The 20,579-nt window shown below is 59.1% G+C and carries 18 protein-coding genes; 13 read left to right on the top strand and 5 right to left on the bottom strand.

The genetic code is table 11. From position 1 onward, the window contains the following. The first annotated feature begins 51 nt into the window (after positions 1 to 51). From AABC73_RS28525 to AABC73_RS28495, 7 genes are all read left to right on the top strand, one after another. Complete coding sequence (locus tag AABC73_RS28525; RefSeq protein WP_341521851.1) at positions 52 to 780, top strand: hypothetical protein; 729 nt, start codon at positions 52 to 54, stop codon at positions 778 to 780. A gap of 519 nt (positions 781 to 1,299) precedes the next feature. Next, a complete protein-coding gene (locus tag AABC73_RS28520; RefSeq protein ID WP_341521850.1) occupies positions 1,300 to 2,556 on the top strand; it encodes an SfnB family sulfur acquisition oxidoreductase in 1,257 nt (418 codons plus the stop codon). Then, positions 2,556 to 3,911 (top strand): LLM class flavin-dependent oxidoreductase, encoded by a 1,356-nt coding sequence (locus AABC73_RS28515; RefSeq protein WP_341521849.1) that lies wholly within the window; start codon positions 2,556 to 2,558, stop codon positions 3,909 to 3,911. Before AABC73_RS28520 ends, AABC73_RS28515 begins: the two co-directional genes overlap by 1 nt. A gap of 174 nt (positions 3,912 to 4,085) precedes the next feature. Beyond that, a complete protein-coding gene (locus AABC73_RS28510; protein ID WP_341521848.1) occupies positions 4,086 to 4,874 on the top strand; it encodes a MetQ/NlpA family ABC transporter substrate-binding protein in 789 nt (262 codons plus the stop codon). Position 4,875: 1 nt separating this feature from the next. Beyond that, positions 4,876 to 6,006: a methionine ABC transporter ATP-binding protein gene (locus tag AABC73_RS28505; RefSeq protein WP_341521847.1), complete on the top strand. Its 1,131-nt coding sequence runs from the start codon at positions 4,876 to 4,878 to the stop codon at positions 6,004 to 6,006. Beyond that, entirely contained in the window at positions 5,996 to 6,640 is a 645-nt protein-coding gene (locus tag AABC73_RS28500) for a methionine ABC transporter permease (RefSeq protein ID WP_020293251.1), read from the top strand. The genes AABC73_RS28505 and AABC73_RS28500 overlap by 11 nt, the downstream gene beginning before the upstream one ends. A 42-nt stretch (positions 6,641 to 6,682) precedes the next feature. Continuing rightward, entirely contained in the window at positions 6,683 to 7,306 is a 624-nt protein-coding gene (locus AABC73_RS28495) for a methyltransferase domain-containing protein (RefSeq protein WP_331151142.1), read from the top strand. 416 nt (positions 7,307 to 7,722) lie between these two features. On the opposite strand, the gene AABC73_RS28490 is transcribed toward AABC73_RS28495, so the two are convergent. From AABC73_RS28490 to AABC73_RS28480, 3 genes are all read right to left on the bottom strand, one after another. Next, positions 7,723 to 9,267 carry a phosphoenolpyruvate carboxykinase gene (locus tag AABC73_RS28490; RefSeq protein ID WP_341521846.1) on the bottom strand — a complete coding sequence of 515 codons (1,545 nt, stop codon included), beginning with the start codon at positions 9,265 to 9,267 and terminating at the stop codon, positions 7,723 to 7,725. A 179-nt stretch (positions 9,268 to 9,446) separates the two neighbouring features. Then, entirely contained in the window at positions 9,447 to 10,349 is a 903-nt protein-coding gene (hslO, locus tag AABC73_RS28485; RefSeq protein ID WP_065831880.1) for an Hsp33 family molecular chaperone HslO, read from the bottom strand. A gap of 277 nt (positions 10,350 to 10,626) precedes the next feature. Next, the gene (locus tag AABC73_RS28480) at positions 10,627 to 11,034 is read right to left on the bottom strand and encodes a S4 domain-containing protein (RefSeq protein WP_341521845.1); all 408 of its coding nucleotides are present in this window, start codon (positions 11,032 to 11,034) and stop codon (positions 10,627 to 10,629) included. A gap of 124 nt (positions 11,035 to 11,158) precedes the next feature. Between AABC73_RS28480 and AABC73_RS28475 the strand changes: the two genes are divergently transcribed. From AABC73_RS28475 to rimK, 3 genes are read left to right on the top strand one after another with little or no spacing between them, the layout of a single operon-like run. Continuing rightward, entirely contained in the window at positions 11,159 to 11,941 is a 783-nt protein-coding gene (locus AABC73_RS28475; protein WP_341521844.1) for an EAL domain-containing protein, read from the top strand. Between the two features lie 44 nt (positions 11,942 to 11,985). Further along, positions 11,986 to 12,441, top strand: coding sequence for an ATP-dependent zinc protease (locus AABC73_RS28470; protein WP_341524352.1), 456 nt, complete (start codon positions 11,986 to 11,988; stop codon positions 12,439 to 12,441). Beyond that, positions 12,438 to 13,343 (top strand): 30S ribosomal protein S6--L-glutamate ligase, encoded by a 906-nt coding sequence (gene rimK / locus AABC73_RS28465; RefSeq protein ID WP_020293260.1) that lies wholly within the window; start codon positions 12,438 to 12,440, stop codon positions 13,341 to 13,343. The genes AABC73_RS28470 and rimK overlap by 4 nt, the downstream gene beginning before the upstream one ends. Positions 13,344 to 13,449: 106 nt before the next feature. Here the strand turns inward: rimK and AABC73_RS28460 are convergent, their stop codons facing one another. Both AABC73_RS28460 and ompR read right to left on the bottom strand, forming a co-directional pair. Then, positions 13,450 to 14,772, bottom strand: a complete 1,323-nt coding sequence (locus AABC73_RS28460; protein ID WP_341521843.1) for an ATP-binding protein — start codon at positions 14,770 to 14,772, stop codon at positions 13,450 to 13,452. A gap of 157 nt (positions 14,773 to 14,929) precedes the next feature. Then, positions 14,930 to 15,670 (bottom strand): two-component system response regulator OmpR, encoded by a 741-nt coding sequence (gene ompR, locus AABC73_RS28455; protein ID WP_020293262.1) that lies wholly within the window; start codon positions 15,668 to 15,670, stop codon positions 14,930 to 14,932. 305 nt (positions 15,671 to 15,975) lie between these two features. Here ompR and AABC73_RS28450 point away from each other — a divergent pair, with 305 nt between their 5' ends. The 3 genes from AABC73_RS28450 to gshA all read left to right on the top strand — a co-directional run bounded on the left by AABC73_RS28450 (position 15,976) and on the right by gshA (position 20,498). After that, a complete protein-coding gene (locus AABC73_RS28450; protein ID WP_065831886.1) occupies positions 15,976 to 18,300 on the top strand; it encodes a Tex family protein in 2,325 nt (774 codons plus the stop codon). Beyond that, positions 18,300 to 18,683: a PaaI family thioesterase gene (locus AABC73_RS28445; RefSeq protein ID WP_341521842.1), complete on the top strand. Its 384-nt coding sequence runs from the start codon at positions 18,300 to 18,302 to the stop codon at positions 18,681 to 18,683. Before AABC73_RS28450 ends, AABC73_RS28445 begins: the two co-directional genes overlap by 1 nt. Positions 18,684 to 18,911: 228 nt before the next feature. Further along, complete coding sequence (gene gshA / locus AABC73_RS28440) at positions 18,912 to 20,498, top strand: glutamate--cysteine ligase (protein WP_341521841.1); 1,587 nt, start codon at positions 18,912 to 18,914, stop codon at positions 20,496 to 20,498. Positions 20,499 to 20,579: the final 81 nt, after the last annotated feature.

The following is a 20,579-nucleotide window of genomic DNA, read 5'->3' as shown; positions in this document are numbered from 1 at the left end:
GAAGCCAACGGACTCATTATTCATCTAACAAATCGCCATGAGTATTCAGCCATGCCCCACGCACCCTGCAAAACCAGCATCCCCAAGCTGTTCGCGCCCTACCTGCCACAGGCTCACAACCACGGCGTCGGTATTCGCGCCGCCGCCCATCTGTTAGTCAATATTGACCCCTATCCCGCAATGGATGAAGGCGACTTGATCGAATTGTTCTGGGATGGCTGTTACGTTGCGTCAAAACTTTTAAGTAAGTCTGACATCGGCTACACAGTAGTCCTACGCGTGCCTGAAAGCTTCCTACAAACCGGGACGATCAAAACCTGCTATCGCGTCATGAAAGTGGGTGGTGCGCCGGTTACTTCGCCCAGCCGCAAGCTCAGGGTAAAACTCGATGTGCCCGGCGGGCAGCTCCTGACGCTCAGCGATGAAGAAAACCAGGGCTTGGCACCCGTCTCGTTGCCAGAGGCGGTGATCCGTTATGGGTTGATCTCCCGGTATGCAAAAACCGGCATGCCACTGGGCATCGAACCCTATCTCAACATGGCGCCCAGCGATGAAATCACCCTGCGTTGGGGAGATGTGCGTATGGATCTGCCACCTTTGAAAGCCGAGAACGTCGGCAAATCCGTCAGCCTGATCGTGCCACCGACGCTGATCCTGGAAGCGGGGCGGGAACAACAACTGGACGTGACTTACTGCATCATTGATCGAGTGGGCAACAACTCACGGTGGGCACCCGCCCGTGAAATCAACGTCAACACCCAAATTAACCGCTGTCAGTGACTGACCGAATGTCCCTGAAAAAAACCACTGATACGCGCGGGTTGTTTATCGCGACCCGCCGTATTGGTGGTGCTGGCAGCTATACAACCTGTGAGCTGGCTCACATTGAGCTATACGCCGAGAGGTTTCCTACACCGAACTACATATCGGCCTACAGGTTTTTTTAAACCTGATTGGCGCTCACTGCTAGCCTTCTGAAAGCATTGCATTACTGCAAGAGGGTTATGCTCGTGGCGCGTAATAAACTGCTCAAGATATGCATTTTGTTGATGGTCTTCGGCTCGTGTCTGACGTATGCACAACACGCTTGAAAACCTGAGAATTTCACCTTCTATGCTTATTCCCAAATACTCGTTTATTTAATATTTATACGTCTTTACGGTATATAGACCGGACCACCGGACATCGTGATTTATCCTGCCGCTACTTGCGGCATCTGACGCGAGGTTCGTATGGTCATTTCCCGCTCCACCACCAGGCAGAACACCGCAATACTGCGCAGCCCGAGAGGCCGCGAACATGTCTGAGCTGGCTGCCCGCGCCTTGCGCACCGCCCCGGCCGCAGTTCAGCCGGACAGCGCACCGCCGGTAATCGCGGCCGTGATTCTGCAAAACGACGCTCAGGCTATCGCAGCCGCGCATCAGTTGGCTGATCCTGCCCGCTTGCAAGCCTCTCAACGCGATGCCGAGCGGCTGTTGCCCTGGTCGGAAATCGAACAGTTCACCCAAAGCGGCCTGGGCAGTATTTCCATCCCGCGCGCTTACGGCGGTCCGCAGGTTTCATTCGTCACCATCGCCGAGGTGTTCAGGATTATTTCTGTTGCCGACCCGGCGCTGGGGCAGATTCCGCAGAGCCAGTTCGGGATCATTCATCTATTGCAGAACAGCGCCACCGAGGCTCAGAAAACAGTCTTGTTCAAAAGCGTGCTGGACGGCTGGCGCATTGGCAACGCCGGTCCGGAACGCGGTACGAAAAATACCCTTGAGCTGAAAGCACGCATCACCGCCCACGGCGGAAAGTTCGTCATAAACGGTCAGAAGTTTTACTCCACCGGCGCACTGTTCGCCCATTGGGTTGCGGTGAAAGCGCTCAACGAGCAAGGCCAGCAAATCATGGCTTTCGTCCCGCGCGGCACCGCCGGGTTGCAGATCGTCGATGACTGGTCGGGCTTCGGCCAACGCACGACTGCAAGCGGCACGGTGCTGCTGGATAACGTGCAGATCAATGGCGCACTGGTTGTGGATAACTGGCGCCTGTCTCTGACGCCGAGCATTCAGGGCGCGGTCTCGCAGCTGATTCAGGCCGCCATCGACGCCGGCATTGCCCGCGCCGCCATCGACGACACCATCGAATTTGTCAGAAAACGCTCGCGGCCCTGGGTCGATGCCCATGTGGAGCGGGCTAGCGACGATCCTTACGTCATCGCCGAGATCGGCAAGCTCAAACTTGAACTCCACGCCGCCGAAGCCTTGCTGCGCGAGTCGGCCAAGGTCCTCGACGAAGTCAACGCCAGTCCCATCGACGAATACTCGGCGGCACGCGCCTCGATTGCAGTTGCCCGCGCCAAAGTGCTGACCACGGAAATCTCGCTGCTGGCCAGTGAAAAATTGTTCGAACTGGCTGGCAGCCGCGCCTCCCTGGCCGAGTTCAACCTGGACCGGCACTGGCGTAATGCCCGCGTCCACACGCTCCACGACCCGGTGCGCTGGAAATACCACGCCATCGGCAATTTTTACCTCAACGATCAGAACCCACCGCTGCGGGGGACCATCTGATGGCGAAGAAAAAGATCCTGCTCAATGCGTTCAACATGAACTGCATCGGTCATATCAACCACGGTTTGTGGACCCATCCGCGCGACAATTCCACCCAGTACAAAACTCTTGAATACTGGACCGAACTGGCGCAATTGCTGGAGCGCGGCCTGTTTGATGGTTTGTTCATTGCCGACATTGTCGGCGTGTATGACGTGTATCAGAACTCGGTGGACGTGCCGCTCAAGGAGTCGATCCAGCTGCCGGTCAACGATCCGCTGCTGTTGGTTTCGGCCATGGCTGCTGTCACGAAAAACCTCGGCTTCGGCCTGACCGCGAACCTGACCTACGAAGCGCCGTATCTATTCGCACGACGCATGTCGACGCTGGACCACCTCAGCCGAGGTCGAGTGGGCTGGAACATTGTCACCGGTTACCTCGACAGCGCCGCCCGGGCCATGGGTTTGAGCGAGCAGGTCGAACATGATCGCCGCTACGATCAGGCCGACGAATACCTGCAGGTTTTATACAAACTCTGGGAAGGCAGCTGGGAAGACGACGCGGTCCTTAACGATCCGCAACAGCGGATTTACGCGCAGCCGGACAAAGTCCACAAGGTGCGGCACAAGGGCGAGTTTTATCAGGTTGAGGGCTATCACCTGTGCGAACCGTCGCCGCAGCGCACGCCGGTTTTGTTTCAGGCGGGCAGTTCCGAGCGCGGATTGCAGTTCGCCGGCAGTCACGCCGAATGCGTATTCATCAGTGGCCAGAACAAGCCGTCGACTCGCGAGCAGGTCGATAAAGTTCGCGCCAGCGCCGTGGCCGCCGGGCGTAATCCCGATGACATCAAAGTGTTCATGGGCCTCAACGTGATCGTTGGCGCGACTGAAGCCCAAGCGCGGGCCAAGCATGCCGAATACCGCGAGTTCGCCAGCGCCGAAGCGGGCGTGGCGCATTTTGCGGCGTCCACCGGTATCGATTTTTCCGAATACGAACTGGACGAGCCGATCCAGTACGTGAAAAGCAACGCCATTCAATCGGCCACCAAGAACCTGAAAAACAACGACTGGACCCGGCAAAAACTGCTCGACCAGCACGCGTTGGGCGGACGCTACATCACGGTAATCGGCTCGCCGGAGCAAGTGGCCGACGAGCTGGAGTCCTGGATTGCGGAAACCGGCCTCGACGGCTTCAACCTGACCCGCATCGTCACCCCGGAAAGCTACGCGGATTTCATCGACCTGGTGATCCCCGAGCTGCAACGCCGCGGCTCGTACAAAACCGCCTACGACAACGGCAGCTTGCGGGAGAAGTTGTTTCCCGAAGGCGGCGCGCGTTTGCCGCAGCGGCATACGGGGGCGAGTTACCGGCACTGAAGAACGCTCTCGTAGGACCGGCTTTAGCCGGGAGGAGGTCGGTACAGCCAATGAGTTTGTATCGTTCGCAATGCAGATCTCCCGGCTGAAGCCGGTCCTACGACCCGACTTTGCTCCACTGAATCCGTCAGACCAAACCACACAAAAACTTAACCTTGCGCACCGGAATTCACCATGAACAAACTGATCGCTACCCTGGCCTTGAGCCTGTTGACCCTCACCGCCCATGCCGCCGACCAACCCTTGAAAGTCGGCACCACGGCCGCCTTCGCCATCCCGCTGGAAGCGGCTGTCGAGGAAGCCGGCAAACAAGGCCTGAAGGTTGAGCTGGTTGAATTCACCGACTGGATCGCGCCCAACGTCAGCCTTGCGGCGGGCGATATCGACGTGAATTACTTCCAGCACATCCCGTTCCTGACCAACGCCAACGAAGCCGCCGGCTTCAATCTGGTGCCTTACGCGCCGGGGATCATCAACAACGTCGGCCTGTACTCGAAAAAGTACAAAAGCTTCGATGAGCTGCCGATCGGCGCTACCGTGGCTATTGCCAACGACCCGATCAACAGCGGGCGCGGCCTGCAATTGCTGGCCAAAGCCGGCTTGATCACCCTCAAGCCGGGCGTCGGTTTCAAGGCCACTGAAGAAGACATCACCGCCAACCCGAAGAAGCTCAAGCTGATTCAGGTTGAAGCCGTGCAACTGGTGCGTGCTTACGAAGACGCCGACCTGGTACAGGGTTATCCCGCTTATATTCGCCTGGCGAAAACCTTCGATGCGTCCTCGGCCATTCTGTTCGACGGCCTCGATCACCCGGAATACGTGATTCAGTTCGTGATCAAGCCCGATCACAAGAACGATCCGCGCCTGGCCAGGTTCATCGACATCTATCAGCACTCGCCGGTGGTTCGCGCCGCGCTGGACAAGGTCAATGGCAAGCTCTACCAAGCTGGCTGGGAAGGCTGATATGAATGCCACCGTGCAACGCCAACTGCCACTCGAAGCCACGGGCGCAGCGCATTCGGCCCATCACGCCGAGCTGCACGCCGACCTGAATCGCGCTCACGTGCGTTTCATCAATCTGGGCAAGACCTATCAAGGCCAGCAAGGTCCGGTCGATGCCTTGCAGAACATCGACCTGGCCATTCAGCGCGGCGAGATCTTCGGCATCATCGGTCGCAGCGGCGCGGGTAAATCGTCGCTGATCCGCACTATCAACCGTCTTGAGCAACCCAGCAGCGGCCGGGTGCTCATTGATCAGACGGACATTGGCGAGTTCAACGAAGACAAGCTGGTGGAGCTGCGCCGACGGATCGGCATGATCTTCCAGCACTTCAACCTGATGTCGGCCAAGACCGTGTGGCAGAACGTCGAGTTGCCGTTGAAGGTCGCGGGCGTGCCCAAGGAGCAGCGCCAGCGCAAAGTCACCGAACTGCTGGAACTGGTGGGCCTGCAAGACAAGCACAAGGCATATCCGGCGCAGCTGTCCGGCGGCCAGAAACAGCGCGTCGGCATTGCCCGCGCGCTGGTGCATGACCCGGCGATTCTGCTCTGTGACGAAGCGACTTCGGCGCTGGACCCGGAAACCACCCAATCGATTCTCGGCCTGCTGCGCGAGATCAATCAGCGGCTGGGGCTGACGGTCATCCTCATCACTCACGAAATGGCGGTGATTCGCGATATCTGTGATCGCGTCGTGGTTCTCGAGCAAGGCCGCGTCGTCGAGCAAGGACCGGTCTGGCAGGTGTTCGGCGATCCGCGTCACGAGGTCAGCAAAACCTTGCTCGCGCCGCTGCAACACGGCGTGCCCGCAGACCTGCAATCACGCATTGCCGCGCAGCCGCCGCAGCCGGGCGCAGCCGTGGTGCTGGATCTGCACTTTACTGGCGAGACCGGCGACGAGGCGGATCTGGCCGCGCTGTTCGGTGCATTGGGTGGGCGCGTCAGCCTGTTGCAAGGCGGCGTCGAACGTATTCAGGGTCGCGCGCTGGGGCATCTGTTGCTGTCGATTGCCGACTCGCCGCATTCCCGTGAAGAATTGCTGATCAGGGCGCGCAAACAGGCGCAACACGCGGAGGTCATCGGCTATGTGGTTTGACCGTTTGTTACAAGGCACTATCGACACCTTCCTGATGGTTGGCGTGTCCTCGCTCATCGCGTTGCTGCTGGGCATCCCGCTGGCGGTGATTCTGGTCACCAGCTCCAAAGGCGGCATCTACCAGGCGCCGGGATTGAATCGCGTACTGGGCGGCTTCGTGAACCTGTTTCGCTCGATCCCGTTCCTGATCCTGATGGTGGCACTGATTCCCTTTACCCGGCTGATCGTCGGCACGACGTATGGCGTGTGGGCGGCAGTGGTACCGCTGACCATCGCTGCCACGCCGTTCTTCGCCCGCATCGCCGAAGTCAGCCTGCGCGAAGTCGATCACGGTCTGATCGAAGCCGCCCAGGCTATGGGCTGCCGACGCTGGCACATTGTCTGGCATGTGCTGTTGCCTGAAGCGCTGCCGGGGATTGTCGGCGGCTTCACCATCACCCTGGTAACGATGATCAACTCTTCGGCGATGGCTGGCGCAATCGGCGCGGGCGGTCTGGGCGACATTGCTTATCGCTACGGCTATCAACGCTTCGACAGCCAGGTGATGCTGACTGTGATTGTGCTGCTGGTGGTATTGGTGGCAGTGATTCAACTGGGCGGTGATCGGCTGGCGCGAGGCTTGAACAAGCGCTGAGTGGGGTATATTCACGGCATCAACTGCCTGGAACGACCCGCCATGAAACTCGCACCACAGGATCTCGCGCAGATTACCGAGACCACCGTCGGCCACTACAACCAGGTGGCCGACGCATTCCGTGAAGGCACCCGCGACCACGATGTCAGCCAGAACATTGCTGCGTTGCTGCGCCATATAGAAAGCCCAACGCCGTGGCAGATCCTGGATTTCGGCTGCGGGCCGGGCCGCGACCTCAAGACATTCACCGCCATGGGCCACATCGCCGTCGGCCTGGACGGCTCGGAGCGTTTCGCTGAAATGGCCCGCGCCGAGACCGGTTGCGAAGTCTGGCAGCAGAGCTTTCTTGAACTGAACCTTCCTGCAGAACGCTTCGATGGCATCTTCGCCAACGCCGCGTTATTCCACGTCCCTAAACAGGAACTGCCACGGGTGCTGCAACAACTGCACGCCACCCTGAAACCCGGCGGCGTCCTCTTCAGCTCCAACCCACGGGGCGAAAATCGTGAAGGCTGGAACGGCCCGCGCTACGGTTCCTATCACGATCTTGAGGCCTGGCGCGCCCTGCTGACCGAGGCCGGATTCAGCGAGTTGGAATATTACTACAGACCTGAAGGCCTGCCGCTGGAGCAGCAGCCGTGGCTGGCGAGTGTTTGGCGGCGATAGACGGATGGCTGTGGGAGCCCCACTGTGGGAGATTCTATGTTTGAGGGCAACCCACAGATGCCGCAGATGTGGCGTCTGCACCGACGCCTTCCCGGATAAATCCGGTCCCACGGGATGACCGCATTTCCCCTGTGGGAGCGAGCTTGCTCGCGAAGGCGGCGACCAGAAACCTTCGCGAGCAAGCTCGCTCCCACGGGTTCCATTTCAGACCCGTATCTTCAGGCAATAAAAAACCGCCCCGAAGCAGACTGTGTGAAAACTACTGCGCTCGACAATACTGCGTTAAAAACAGGCGAAAAATGCTCATTTAGAACACCTAGACTCCGCTTTTTCGCCTGTTTTTGCCTTGTCTTGTCATCGCTCGTGACGTTTTCACACAGCCTGCAAGGGCGGTTTTTATTCAGCCAATCCGAATCTTACAGTTTCGGACCCGCTGCCTGGATTGCGTCGCTCACTTCAAACTTCTTGAAGTTTTCGATGAACAGGCTGGCGAGCGCCTTGGCCGATTCGTCGTAGGCAGCCTTGTCAGCCCAGGTGTTGCGCGGGTTGAGCAAGTTGGTGTCGACGCCCGGTACGGCCAGCGGCACGTCGAGGTTGATGGTGTCCAGGTGTTCGGTGGCTGCGCCAATCAGTGCGCCGCTCTGGATGGCTGCAATCACGCCACGAGTGGTCGGGATGTTGAAGCGTTTGCCGACGCCGTAGCCACCGCCGGTCCAGCCGGTGTTGACCAGGTAAACCTTGGAGCCGAAGCCACGGATGCGCTTGATCAGCAGCTCTGCGTATTCGCCAGCCGGACGCGGGAAGAATGGCGCGCCGAAGCAGGTGGAGAAGGTCGACTTGATGCCGCTGCCCGAACCCATTTCAGTGGAGCCCACCAGCGCGGTGTAACCCGACAGGAAGTGGTAAGCCGCTTGTTCTTCGCTGAGGATCGACACGGGTGGCAGAACGCCGGTCAGGTCGCAAGTCAGGAAGATCACAGCGTTTGGCTCACCGCCCAGGTTCAGCGGTGCGCGTTTTTCGATCAGTTCACGCGGGTAAGCGGCGCGGCTGTTCTGGGTCAGGCTGTCGTCGGCGTAGTCGGCTTTCTTGGTAACCGGGTCGAGAACCACGTTTTCCAGGACGGCGCCATGCTGGATGGCTTTCCAGATGACTGGCTCGTTCTTCTCGGAGAGGTCGATGCACTTGGCATAGCAACCGCCTTCGATGTTGAACACCACGCCAACGCCCCAGCCATGTTCGTCGTCGCCGATCAGGTAACGGCTTTCGTCAGCCGACAGGGTGGTTTTGCCGGTGCCGGACAGGCCGAAGAACAACGTCACGTCGCCCTCTTCGCCCATGTTGGCCGCGCAGTGCATTGGCAGCACGTCGACCGCTGGCAGCAGGAAGTTCTGTACCGAGAACAATGCCTTCTTCATTTCACCGGCGTAACGCATGCCGGCGATCAGCACTTTCTTGGCTGCGAAGTTGATGATCACGGTGCCGTCGGAATTGGTGCCGTCACGCTCTGGCTCGCAAACGAACCATGGGGCGTTCTGGATCTGCCACTCGTCCTTGCCGCCAGCGTTGTACTGTTCAGGATTGATGAACAGGCAACGGCCGAACAGGTTGTGCCAGGCAGTTTCAGTGGTCATCTTGACCGGCAGGTAGTGCGCCGGATCAGAGCCTACATGAACGTGGGAAACGAAACTTTCGCGCTCGCCCAGGTAGGCGGCAACACGGTCCCACAAGGCGTCGAACTTGTCCGCCGGAAACTTGCGGTTGATAGGGCCCCAGGCGATAGCTTCCTGGGTGCTCGGCTCTTCAACAATGAAACGATCAACCGGCGAGCGGCCAGTACGATGGCCTGTTTTCACAACCAGAGCGCCAGTATCGGAAAGTTCGCCTTCGCCGCGGGCAAGAGCTTCCTTGACCAGTTCGTCGATGCTCAGATCGGTGTACACAGCGTTATTGGTTTGCGTCATGAGGTTCCCCGTCGGCCAGTGGCCGAGTGCTCCAAACGGTTTTGTAGTAAAAAAACAACCACTACTACAGCGGAAAAGTGGGCCGGATTATGCCAGAAAAGCCTAAAAAAAGTAGGGTCCTCCTGTCAGAAGAACGACACCATGGCTCCAGGCGTGTCACAACGTGGTTACGTGCCTGTTTAATGACGCGTATCAGAAGGCGAATCCACACCGCCGCCCGCGAACAACTGCGCGATGTCGGTGGCATCGAACAAATAGCGTTCGTTGCAGAACTGACAATCGATCTCCACCGTTCCGTTATGCTCGATGACCAACTGCTGCGCATCTTCCAGCCCGAGGCTGACCAGCGCGTTGGCGGAGCGCTCCCGTGAACAGCTGCAACGGAAACAAATCGGTTGCATCTCGAACATCCGCACCGGGTCCTGGTGAAACAGCCGGTGCAGCACGGTTTCATTGTCCAGGCTCAACAGCTCTTCTGCCGTGAGGGTGCTGGCCAGCGTGGTGACGTGTTCCCAGCTGGCGTCGCGCTCTTCGGAATCGGTGATGCGTGCGGCGGGCAACTGTTGCAACAGCAGGCCGCGCGCGCGATGGCCGTCAGCGCGCAACCAGAAACGTGTACCCAACTGCTCCGACATCACGAAATAGCTGGACAGGCTTTCGGACAGATCGGCGCCGTCCAGGGCAACAATGCCTTGATAGCGTTTGCCCTGTCGTGGATCGACCGTCAGGGTCAGCGAGCCATCGGGCATCAAGTCCTGCAGGCCGGCGCCCGGCAGGATCTGCGACTCCTCGTAACGAGCAATACCGCGCAGCTCGCGTTCGCTGGAGCATTCGACCATCAACAACGGGACGGCTCCGCTGGAGCGAGCCTGAAGAATCAGCAAACCTTCGAATTTCAAAGTGCCTACCAGCAACGCAGCGGCAGCCATCAGTTCGCCGAGCAGCTGCGCGACTGGCTCCGGGTACGGGTGTTTGGCGAGTACTTCGGCATAGCTGCGTTCCAGCGCGACCAGCTCGCCGCGCACGTCGGTCTCGTCGAAGATGAAGCGCTGGGTGTAGTCGATATCCGGGAAATCATGCATAGGGAAAGAGGTATCTGAAGGAATGACAGAATGATGGCAAGCGTCTATGAAGCGCCAAAGCGCTGTTTCGCATGTCCGTAGTGCGACTTGCCATGTCGGATAAGAGGCATTTTATGGACTATCTTGCGCGCTTCCAAGTCATGCGTTTGAGTGTTGTGCGTGGCTGCCAGGTAATCCGTTGGGGCGGGGCTTGCCCGCGAAGAATTCTAACGCGGTGAGTCTGGCTCACCGAGGCGTCTGATTCGCGTTCGCGGGCGAGCTTCGCTCCAATAGGGCCTCAATCATCATTACTCGAACCACGGAACTGAAACAGCTGGCGGCGCTGCTTCTTGCTCGGCTTGCCATCGGTGGTCATGCCCAGATTGCCTGCCTTGCGTTGTGCAGCGGCGTTTTCCCGCTTGGCGATGCTTTCCGGGGTTTCGCTGTACAGGGTCTGCGCTTCCGGCGCGCCGCGGCGCACGGTCGATAGTGCCTGCACCACCACCGTACGTTCCTCAAAGCCGATCCGAACCAAGATATCGTCGCCGATGTGCGGTTCCTTGCCGGGCTTGCAACGCTCGCCCCGACAATGCACCTTGCCGTTCTCGATAGCGGCTTTGGCGAGGGCACGGGTTTTGAAGAAGCGCGCCGCCCACAGCCATTTATCCAGACGAACTTTGTCGTCTTCTTCAGACTTTTGTGCCATATGAATTCCTTAGTTAAGCCATAGTCAGAACTGTACTACGTCATACGTGATACGCCAGCAATTCGATTACTGGCGCAAAAAATTCCTTTTTCTTCAATGACTTCTCTCTTACATGGAGTGCGATATGACTGAATTTCCGTCGTCATTGACCTCACCTAAAGTCGGCTGCGAGGGCTGCAAAAACAGCCCCGAACTCGACTTTTCATTTGCATTCGCCTACCAGCCCATCGTGGATTTGCGCGATCAGTCGGTTTTTGCTCATGAGGCATTGGTGCGCGGCATCAAGGGTGAGGGCGCGCTGTCGGTGCTCAGCCAAGTGACCGACCAGAATCGCTATCGTTTCGACCAGCTGTGTCGCACGCATGCCATCGCTGGTGCTGCCGCGTTGGGCATGAGCGAACGCCTGTCGATCAATTTTCTGCCCAACGCGGTCTATCGCCCGGAGCTGTGCATTCGCAGCACGCTGGAAGCCGCCCGAACCCATAACTTCCCGCTGGACCGCCTGATTTTCGAGACTATCGAAGCCGAACACCTCGATAACAATCGCCATTTGACCAATATTCTGCGTGAATACCGCGAATTCGGTTTCATGACGGCGATTGACGATTTCGGTGCCGGCTATTCGGGCCTGGGGTTGCTGGCGGATTTTCAGCCCGACCTGATAAAACTCGACATGCATTTAATTCGAGATATTCACCGCGATCGCGTTCGTCAGGCTATCGTTCGTGGGGTTGTCACAATGTGTACGGAGTTGGGCGTTACAGTCATCGCCGAGGGCATCGAGTGTGCCGAAGAGCGTGACTTCCTCGCCGACTGCGGGATTTTTCTGATGCAAGGCTTCTGGTTCGCCAAACCTGCATTCAAAGCATTGGCCCAGGTTGATCCTGGTGTCTGGCAGACAGCGTAAGCAGTACGGAATCCCTTTTGAAAACATTTGATCACCTGACAGTCATCGGCCTACGCGAGTGGGTGGCGCTGCCCGATTTGGGGGTAGCTGGCCTGCGGGCGAAAATCGATACCGGCGCGAGCACTTCAAGCCTGCACGCCACGGAAATCGAGCCTTTCGAGCGCGATGGCCAGAAATGGGTTCGCTTCAATGCTCACCTGGGTACGGTCGTTCAGTTGCGTCATCGCCGTTGCGAAGCGCTGCTGGTCGCGATGAAAACCATTAAAAGCTCCAACGGCCATGCGCAGGTCCGCTATGTCATTCGCACCACCCTGGCCTTGGGTGATCGCGTCTGGCCGGTGGAATTCACGCTGGCTTGCCGCAAAGCAATGCGCTATCGCTTGCTGCTCGGATCCAACGCCTTGATCGACGGCCAACTGGTCGTCAATCCCGGCATTACTTATGTTCAGGACAAGCCGGTTTTTCCGGCCTCGACTACCTCTGCCACAGGTGCTGCATGAAGATCGCTGTGCTGTCGCGTAACCCGCGTCTGTATTCAACCCGTCGTCTGGTCGAAGCTGGTATTGAACGCGGCCATGAGATGGTGGTGATCGACACCTTGCGCGCCTATATGAACATCGCCAGCCACAAGCCGCAGATTCACTATCGCGGCAAACCGCTGGAAGGTTTCGATGCGGTTATCCCGCGCATCGGGGCTTCAGTGACGTTTTATGGCTGCGCGGTGTTGCGCCAGTTTGAAATGATGGGTGTGTTCCCGCTCAACGAGTCGGTGGCCATCGCCCGCTCGCGGGACAAGCTGCGTTCCCTGCAATTGCTGTCACGGCGCGGGATCGGCCTGCCGGTTACCGGCTTTGCTCACTCGCCGGATGATATTCCCGACCTGATCCAGATGGTCAACGGCGCGCCGCTGGTGATCAAGGTGCTGGAAGGCACTCAAGGTATCGGTGTCGTGCTGTGCGAGACGGCAACTGCTGCTGAGTCGGTGATCGAGGCGTTCATGGGCCTCAAGCAGGACATCATGGTTCAGGAGTACATCAAGGAAGCGGGCGGCGCGGATATTCGCTGCTTCGTGGTCGGCGACAAAGTCATCGCCTCGATGAAGCGTCAGGCCAAGCCGGGCGAGTTCCGTTCCAACCTGCACCGTGGCGGCAGCGCCAGCCTGATCAAGATCACCCCGGAAGAGCGCATGACCGCCATTCGCGCCGCCAAGGTCATGGGCCTGAGCGTCGCGGGCGTCGACATCCTGCGCTCCAATCACGGACCGCTGGTGATGGAAGTCAATTCGTCACCGGGTCTGGAAGGCATCGAGGTCACTACCAGCAAGGACGTCGCCGGGATGATCATCGAATACCTGGAGAAAAACAGCGGCCCGCATATGACGCGGACTAAGGGGAAAGGATAAACCGTAGGACCTGCTTTAGCCGGGAGAAATTCATTCATGCCGATGCAGCTGCATCGGATGTCTTGGATTTATATGCTCCCGGCTGAAGCCGGTCCTACAGTCGGTGTCAAACAGCATCCCTTGGCAACATCAGCCCCAGCGGCAAGCGCACTCGCGCTTCCAGCCCGCCACCTGACCGATTACGCAGTTCCACATTGCCGCCGTGCATCGCAGCGATGCGCTTGACGATGGCCAGCCCCAGCCCGGTGCCTTTGCCACTGCGGGCGCGATCGCCACGGATGAAGGGGTTGAAGATCACTTCCAGCTCCGAGGGATCGATACCCGTTCCGCGATCCAGCACGCTCAGCACCACGTAGGGCGCATTGGCGTCGCCTGACACGTACGCCGCCACTTCGATGCCGTTCCCCGCATGATGCATGGCATTGCCGATCAGGTTGTTCAGCAGGCGCTTCATCGACACCCGACGCAGCGGGAACGGCGGGATGGTTTCCAGGCACAAGCGGATCTGTTCCTCGGAGAGTTCCGGGTTGTTGTAGGGCGCAACCACTTCACGCACCAGATCACTCAGGTCGACTTCTTCGATTTCTTCGTCGCGGCCGTCGCGGATGAACGCCAGGAACTGATCCAGAATGGCGTCCATGTCTTCGATGTCACGCACCATGCCTTCGGTGAGTTCGTTCTCGCCCGACATCAATTCCAGCGACAGCCGCAAGCGGGTCAGCGGCGTGCGCAGGTCATGGGAGACCCCGGCCAGCATCAGTTCCCGCTCCTGACCGGCCTGCTCGACGTCTTCGGCCATCTGGTTGAAGGCCCGGTAAACTTCGGTCATCTCGCTGGGCGTATCGCTCACCGGCAGGCGCACACTGCGGCCTTGCCCAAGCTGGCGGGCGGCGAAGACCAAGCGTTTGAGCGGCTGATTGAGTTGCCGGACGAAAATCCAGGCGGACGCCGTGGACAGCAAACCGATAGCCAGGAACCAGCCCAGCACGCTCCAGATTTTCTGCCCGCGCAGTGGATGCGGGTACAGCGGCACTTTCAGCCAGCCATCGCCCAGACTCGGCGCACGTACCCACAAGGCGGGCGGTGCATGAACGCGCAAACGGACTTCGGTGTCGGCACCCAATTCAGCCTGCATCTGGCGCTGATAGATCTCGCTGTACGGCCAGTGCTGCTCGCCCTCCGGTACACCGCCGCCCACCACACGAATCAAGCCCGCCGCATCGGCAATCGATTCGCGGTCGTCTTCGTTGGCCGCCCAATAGGCACGCAAGGTCAACGCCACGCCATGGCTGTATTGCCTGTCGACCAGCACGTCCTCATTCATCAGCAGATAAACCAGGGTCAACGCCTTGGAAAACAGCACGACGATGAGCACCAGCCAGAGGGTGCGGGAGAAAAAGCTTTGCGGAAACCAGAGCGGGGTCTTCATAACTGCAGCTATACACTTTGCAGGGCGAGCCAGGCTCGCAGGGTTTGCGAAACGCGAATGGTGTCAAACGCAGGAACGCGAAAACCAAAACGTCGATAACCCCTTCAAGGGTTATCGACGTGACTGGCAGCGGCTTCGAGTAGCTGACGAAAACCGATTATCGATTACCGGCGCCATCAGGAACGAATACATAACCAACACCCCAGACGGTCTGGATGTAGCGTGGCTTGGACGGGTCCGGCTCGATCAGGCGGCGCAGACGGGAAATCTGCACGTCAATCGAACGCTCCAGTGCATCCCACTCCCGGCCCCGGGCCAGATTCATCAGCTTGTCGCGGGTCAACGGCTCGCGGGCATGCATCACCAGCGCCTTGAGTACGGCAAATTCACCGGTGGTGAGCATGTGTACTTCTTCGCCACGCTTGAGTTCGCGGGTTGCCAGAGACAGCTCGTAGTCGCCGAAGCTCACTGACTCGTCTTCACTGCCGGGCGCACCAGGGACCGGCGCAGCCTGACGACGCAGAACGGCCTTGACGCGGGCCATCAGCTCATCGGGGTTGAATGGCTTGGCGAGGTAATCGTCAGCGCCCAGCTCCAGACCCTTGATGCGGCTCAGCTCGTCGCCCTTGGCGGTCAGCATGATGATCGGCACCTGATTGTTGGCGGCGCGGAGACGACGGCAGGCAGACAGGCCGTCTTCACCCGGCAGCATCAAGTCCAGAACCACAAGGTTGAACACCTCGCGCGCCAACAGGCGATCCATTTGTTCGACGTTGGCCACGGCCCGGGCGCGATAGCCCTTGCTGGTGAAAAAACGTTCCAACAGGCTGCTCAATCCCGGATCGTCATCAACGATCAGGATTTTTTCGCCTTCAGCAGTTTGTGCAGTGCTGCTCATAGATGCTCCTTTGATCTCGGCGCGCATTATGGCGTAGCTGCTGTGATGCGCACCGTGTGCATTGTTAGCAGATTTTACCGGGGCCGCCATTAGGACTTTTTTCCAGCCCGATTCGGCTGGTTTTATCGGCTGATCCCCTAATCGGGCGTCGCTGGGTATAATGCGCCGCCCTTGAAGTCAGGCAACGCCTGAACATGGCAGTTCGACAGTATTTTGTAAAAGTCGGCAAGCAAGGCTGTTTTTAACGCTGCATCACGCGCGAAGCCCGCAGCCACTTTTTATGCTCACAAACTCCAGGTGGTCTTATGGACAGCATCAACAGTCGCATCGCCGAAGAACTCGGTGTCCGCCCGCAACAGGTCGCAGCGGCCGTAGCGCTACTGGATGAAGGCTCGACAGTGCCCTTCATTTCCCGCTACCGCAAGGAAGTGACCGGCAGCCTCGATGACACGCAATTGCGTCATCTTGAAGAGCGCCTGCGCTACCTGCGTGAACTCGACGAGCGGCGTATCAGCATCCTTGCAAGTATAGAAGAGCAAGGGAAACTGACCCCCGAGCTGGCCCGCGACATCAAACTCGCCGACACCAAGACCCGCCTCGAAGATTTGTACCTGCCTTACAAGCAAAAACGCCGTACCAAAGGCCAGATCGCACTCGAAGCCGGCCTTGGTGAACTGGCTGACGGCCTGTTCAGCGACCCGAGCCTGACGCCGGAAACCGAAGCTGCGCGCTTCGTGGACGCCGAAAAAGGTGTCGCCGATGTCAAGGCCGCGCTGGAAGGCGCCAAATACATCCTCATGGAACGCTTCGCCGAAGACGCGACCTTGCTGGACAAGCTGCGCAGCTTCCTCAAGCAGGAAGCGGTGATCAGCGCCCGGGTCGTGGCCGGCAAGGAAGAAGAAGGCGCCAAGTTCCGCGATTACTTTGAACACGATGAACCGCTGAAAAGCATGCCGTCACACCGCGCGCTGGCGATCTTTCGTGGTCGCAACGAAGGTTTCCTCAGCTCGGCCATGAAGGTCGGCGAAGAATTGCCCGGCGCGATGCACCCTTGCGAAATGATGATCAGCGAGCGTTTCGGCCTGCAAAACCAGAACCGTCCTGCCGATAAATGGCTGGGCGAAGTGGTGCGCTGGACCTGGAAGGTCAAGCTCTATAGCCACCTGGAAACCGACCTGTTCGGCGAACTGCGCGAAGGCGCGGAAACCGAAGCGATCAATGTGTTCGCCCACAACCTGCACGACCTGCTGCTCGCCGCGCCAGCCGGCCCGCGCGCCACCTTGGGCCTGGATCCAGGCCTGCGCACCGGTTGCAAGGTCGCGGTGGTCGATTCCACCGGCAAGATGCTGGACTACGCCACGGTTTACCCGCACGTGCCGAAGAACCAGTGGGATCAGACCATCGCCGTGCTGGCCGCGCTGTGCGCCAAGCATTCGGTGGACCTGATCGCCATCGGCAACGGCACCGCCAGCCGTGAAACCGACAAGCTCGCCGCCGAACTGATCAAAAAATACCCAGGCCTGAAAATGACCAAGGTCATGGTCTCCGAGGCTGGCGCTTCGGTGTACTCGGCGTCGGAACTGGCCGCCAAGGAATTCCCGGATCTGGACGTGTCGATCCGTGGCGCGGTGTCCATCGCCCGTCGCTTGCAGGATCCGCTGGCCGAGCTGGTGAAGATCGATCCGAAGTCCATCGGCGTCGGCCAATATCAGCATGACGTTTCGCAGCTCAAGCTGGCCCGTGGGCTGGACGCTGTGGTTGAAGATTGCGTGAACGCGGTTGGCGTCGACGTGAATACCGCTTCGGTGGCCCTGCTGGCGCGGATTTCCGGCCTCAACACCACGCTGGCGCAGAATATCGTCGCCCATCGCGATGAAAACGGCGCGTTCAAGTCCCGTGCGGCGTTGAAGAAAGTCCCGCGTCTGGGCGAAAAAACCTTCGAACAAGCAGCCGGTTTCCTGCGTGTGATGAACGGCGACAACCCGCTGGATTCCTCAGCGGTTCACCCGGAAGCGTATCCGCTGGTCAAGCGTATCGCCGCTGAAACCGACCGTGATATCCGCTCGCTGATCGGCGACGCCAGCTTTCTCAAGCGTCTGGACCCGAAAAAGTACACCGACGAAACCTTCGGTCTGCCAACGGTGACCGACATCCTGCAAGAGCTGGAAAAGCCGGGTCGCGACCCACGTCCGGAGTTCAAGACTGCCGAGTTCCAGGAAGGCGTTGAAGATTTGAAAGACCTGCAATTGGGCATGATCCTCGAAGGCGTCGTTACCAACGTCACCAACTTCGGTGCGTTCGTCGATATCGGCGTGCATCAGGACGGTCTGGTGCATATCTCGGCGCTGTCCGAGAAATTCATCAAGGACCCGCGTGAAGCGGTGAAAGCGGGCGACGTGGTCAAGGTCAAGGTCATGGAAGTGGACATTCCGCGCAAACGCGTTGGTTTGTCGATGCGCATGAGCGACACGCCGGGCGAGAAAATCGACGGCGCTCGCGGCGCACGGCCAGGCTCGGCCCCGCGTCAGCAGCAGAGCAGCGCGCCACGCAAGGAAACCCAGGCAGCAGCCCCGGCCAACAACGCCATGGCTTCGCTGTTCGCCAACGCCAAACAACTGAAGAAGCGCTGATGGATATTCCTGAAGGCCTTACCGAGAGCGCGTATTTTCGCGCCATCGGCTGCCAGTTGCGGCGGCTCGACGCCGGCGTTGCCGAAGTGGCGCTGCCGCTGGAGCCGCACCTGCGCAATCGCGGCAACGTGATGCACGGCGGCGCGATTTTCAGCCTGGTCGATATCGCCATGGGCCTGGCTTGCTCCAGTTCCCACGGCTTTGATCAGCGCAGCGCGACCATCGAATGCAAGATCAACTACGTGCGCGCGGTCGCTGATGGCGAAGTCCTGTGCATCGCCAAGGTGTTGCATGCCGGGCGCCGCACGCTGGTCGTTGAGGCCGAAGTGGTCCAAGGCGACAAACTGGTCGCAAAAGCGCAAGGCACGTTCGCTGTACTCTAGCTGTCACCCCCGGATTTGAGTTAATTTCGGCGTTGCGAAAGCGGCGTCGGAATTTTCCGGGTTCGCTGTGGCCAGAATGGGCAACGGGTAATGGCGTTTTCGAACCAGGCTCTGTACGAAATATCGATAGGGCGCAAAACCAGGCGACAACGCCAGTTCCCACCTCACCCTTGTACACCGTCATGTCCACCCCCATATTGGGGCGACTGACGCGTGAAGGAATCCAACTTGAGCGAACTTCTCAACCGCCGCCTGGCTTTGCTCGGCGAGCGCACTAACCTCTCCCTGCTGGAGCAATGCCTGCATGGTATAGAGCGTGAATGCCTGCGCGTGACCGGCGAAGCACGCCTGGCCCAGACGCCTCATCCTGAAGAGCTGGGCGCCGCGCTGACCAACGGCCTGATCACCACTGACTATTCCGAGTCGCTGCTGGAGTTCATCACGCCTGCGCTGGCTGATCCGGCGGCAACCCTGGAAAGTCTCGACAAGATTCATCGATTTGCCTACAGCAAGCTGGGCAGCGAGTTCCTCTGGAGCCCGTCGATGCCTTGCCCGCTGCCCGCCGAAGAAGACATTCCGATTGCCTATTACGGCACCTCGAATATCGGCAAGCTCAAGTACGTGTATCGCAAGGGCCTGGCCCTGCGTTACGGCAAGACCATGCAGTGCATCGCCGGCATTCACTACAATTTCTCGCTGCCGGAAGCGGTCTGGCCGCTGCTCAAGCAAACCGAGCAGTTCGAAGGCACTGCACGCGAATATCAGTCGCATTCCTACATCGCGCTGATCCGAAACTTCCGCCGCTACAGCTGGTTGCTGATGTACCTGTTCGGTGCTTCGCCAGCCCTGGATGCGGGTTTCCTGCGCGGGCGGGCGCATCAGCTGGATCAGTTCGACGCCGAAACGCTGTATCTGCCCTACGCGACCAGCTTGCGCATGAGCGATCTGGGCTATCAAAGCAACGCTCAGGCTGGCCTGACGCCTTGCTACAACGATCTGCTCAGCTACACCGACAGCCTACGCAAAGCGGTGGCAACGCCCTACGCACCGTATGTCGAGATCGGCACCCACAAGGACGGCGAGTGGATTCAGCTCAACACCAACGTGTTGCAGATTGAAAACGAGTACTACTCCAACATCCGCCCGAAACGCGTGACCTATTCGGGCGAACGTCCGATTCAGGCACTGGTTGCCCGTGGTGTGCAATACGTTGAAGTGCGCTGCCTGGACATCAACCCGTTCCTGCCGACCGGCATCGACTTGCAGCAATCGCGCTTCATCGATGCGTTCGTGCTGTATTGCGCCCTGCAGGAAAGCCCGCAACTGGCCAATAACGAGTGCAACAATGCTGCGTCGAACTTCCTGACCGTGGTCAAGGAAGGTCGCCGTCCGGGCCTGGAATTGAATCGCAATGACAGCACCATCGATCTGAAAGCCTGGGCTACCGAGCTATTGGAGAAGATCAAGCCGATTGCCCTGCTGCTCGACGAAGCGCAAGGCACTGACGAACACATCAAGTCGATCGCGGCGCAGCAATCGAAGGTCAACGACTCATCCCTGACCCCGTCGGCCAAGGTGCTGGCAAGCATGACCGAACACAAGGAAGGCTTCACCGCATTCTCGATGCGCCAGAGCCGGTTGCATGCCGAGTACTTCCGCAGCAACCCGCTGAGCGTCGAGGAACAGTCGAACTTCGAAACCCTGGCCCGAACCTCCATCGCCGAGCAGGCGGAGCTGGAACAGACCGAAGAAATGGTGGATTTCGATACGTTCGTCGGGGCTTATCAGGCGAGTATTCTGCGGATCAGTAACTGATCGGTGCTATTTCCTGTTGGAGCGAGGCTTAGTGTAGGACTGGCTTTAGCCGGGAGGGCAATTGGTGCTCTCGCGCGCTCG

Source organism: Pseudomonas sp. G.S.17 (assembly GCF_038096165.1).
GTDB lineage: Bacteria > Pseudomonadota > Gammaproteobacteria > Pseudomonadales > Pseudomonadaceae > Aquipseudomonas.
The sequence above is the reverse complement of the archived record's forward strand: the minus strand, read 5'-3'. Positions and strand labels throughout refer to the sequence as shown.

Excerpts from the sequence above, each read along its gene's own strand:
- AABC73_RS28525 (WP_341521851.1), top strand. The coding sequence starts at position 52 with ATGCCCCACGCACCCTGCAAAACCAGCATCCCCAAGCTGTTCGCGCCC.
- AABC73_RS28520 (WP_341521850.1), top strand. The coding sequence starts at position 1,300 with ATGTCTGAGCTGGCTGCCCGCGCCTTGCGCACCGCCCCGGCCGCAGTT.
- AABC73_RS28515 (WP_341521849.1), top strand. The coding sequence starts at position 2,556 with ATGGCGAAGAAAAAGATCCTGCTCAATGCGTTCAACATGAACTGCATC.
- AABC73_RS28510 (WP_341521848.1), top strand. The coding sequence starts at position 4,086 with ATGAACAAACTGATCGCTACCCTGGCCTTGAGCCTGTTGACCCTCACC.
- AABC73_RS28505 (WP_341521847.1), top strand. The coding sequence starts at position 4,876 with ATGAATGCCACCGTGCAACGCCAACTGCCACTCGAAGCCACGGGCGCA.
- AABC73_RS28500 (WP_020293251.1), top strand. The coding sequence starts at position 5,996 with ATGTGGTTTGACCGTTTGTTACAAGGCACTATCGACACCTTCCTGATG.
- AABC73_RS28495 (WP_331151142.1), top strand. The coding sequence starts at position 6,683 with ATGAAACTCGCACCACAGGATCTCGCGCAGATTACCGAGACCACCGTC.
- AABC73_RS28490 (WP_341521846.1), bottom strand. The coding sequence starts at position 9,267 with ATGACGCAAACCAATAACGCTGTGTACACCGATCTGAGCATCGACGAA.
- hslO (WP_065831880.1), bottom strand. The coding sequence starts at position 10,349 with ATGCATGATTTCCCGGATATCGACTACACCCAGCGCTTCATCTTCGAC.
- AABC73_RS28480 (WP_341521845.1), bottom strand. The coding sequence starts at position 11,034 with ATGGCACAAAAGTCTGAAGAAGACGACAAAGTTCGTCTGGATAAATGG.
- AABC73_RS28475 (WP_341521844.1), top strand. The coding sequence starts at position 11,159 with ATGACTGAATTTCCGTCGTCATTGACCTCACCTAAAGTCGGCTGCGAG.
- rimK (WP_020293260.1), top strand. The coding sequence starts at position 12,438 with ATGAAGATCGCTGTGCTGTCGCGTAACCCGCGTCTGTATTCAACCCGT.
- AABC73_RS28460 (WP_341521843.1), bottom strand. The coding sequence starts at position 14,772 with ATGAAGACCCCGCTCTGGTTTCCGCAAAGCTTTTTCTCCCGCACCCTC.
- ompR (WP_020293262.1), bottom strand. The coding sequence starts at position 15,670 with ATGAGCAGCACTGCACAAACTGCTGAAGGCGAAAAAATCCTGATCGTT.
- AABC73_RS28450 (WP_065831886.1), top strand. The coding sequence starts at position 15,976 with ATGGACAGCATCAACAGTCGCATCGCCGAAGAACTCGGTGTCCGCCCG.
- AABC73_RS28445 (WP_341521842.1), top strand. The coding sequence starts at position 18,300 with ATGGATATTCCTGAAGGCCTTACCGAGAGCGCGTATTTTCGCGCCATC.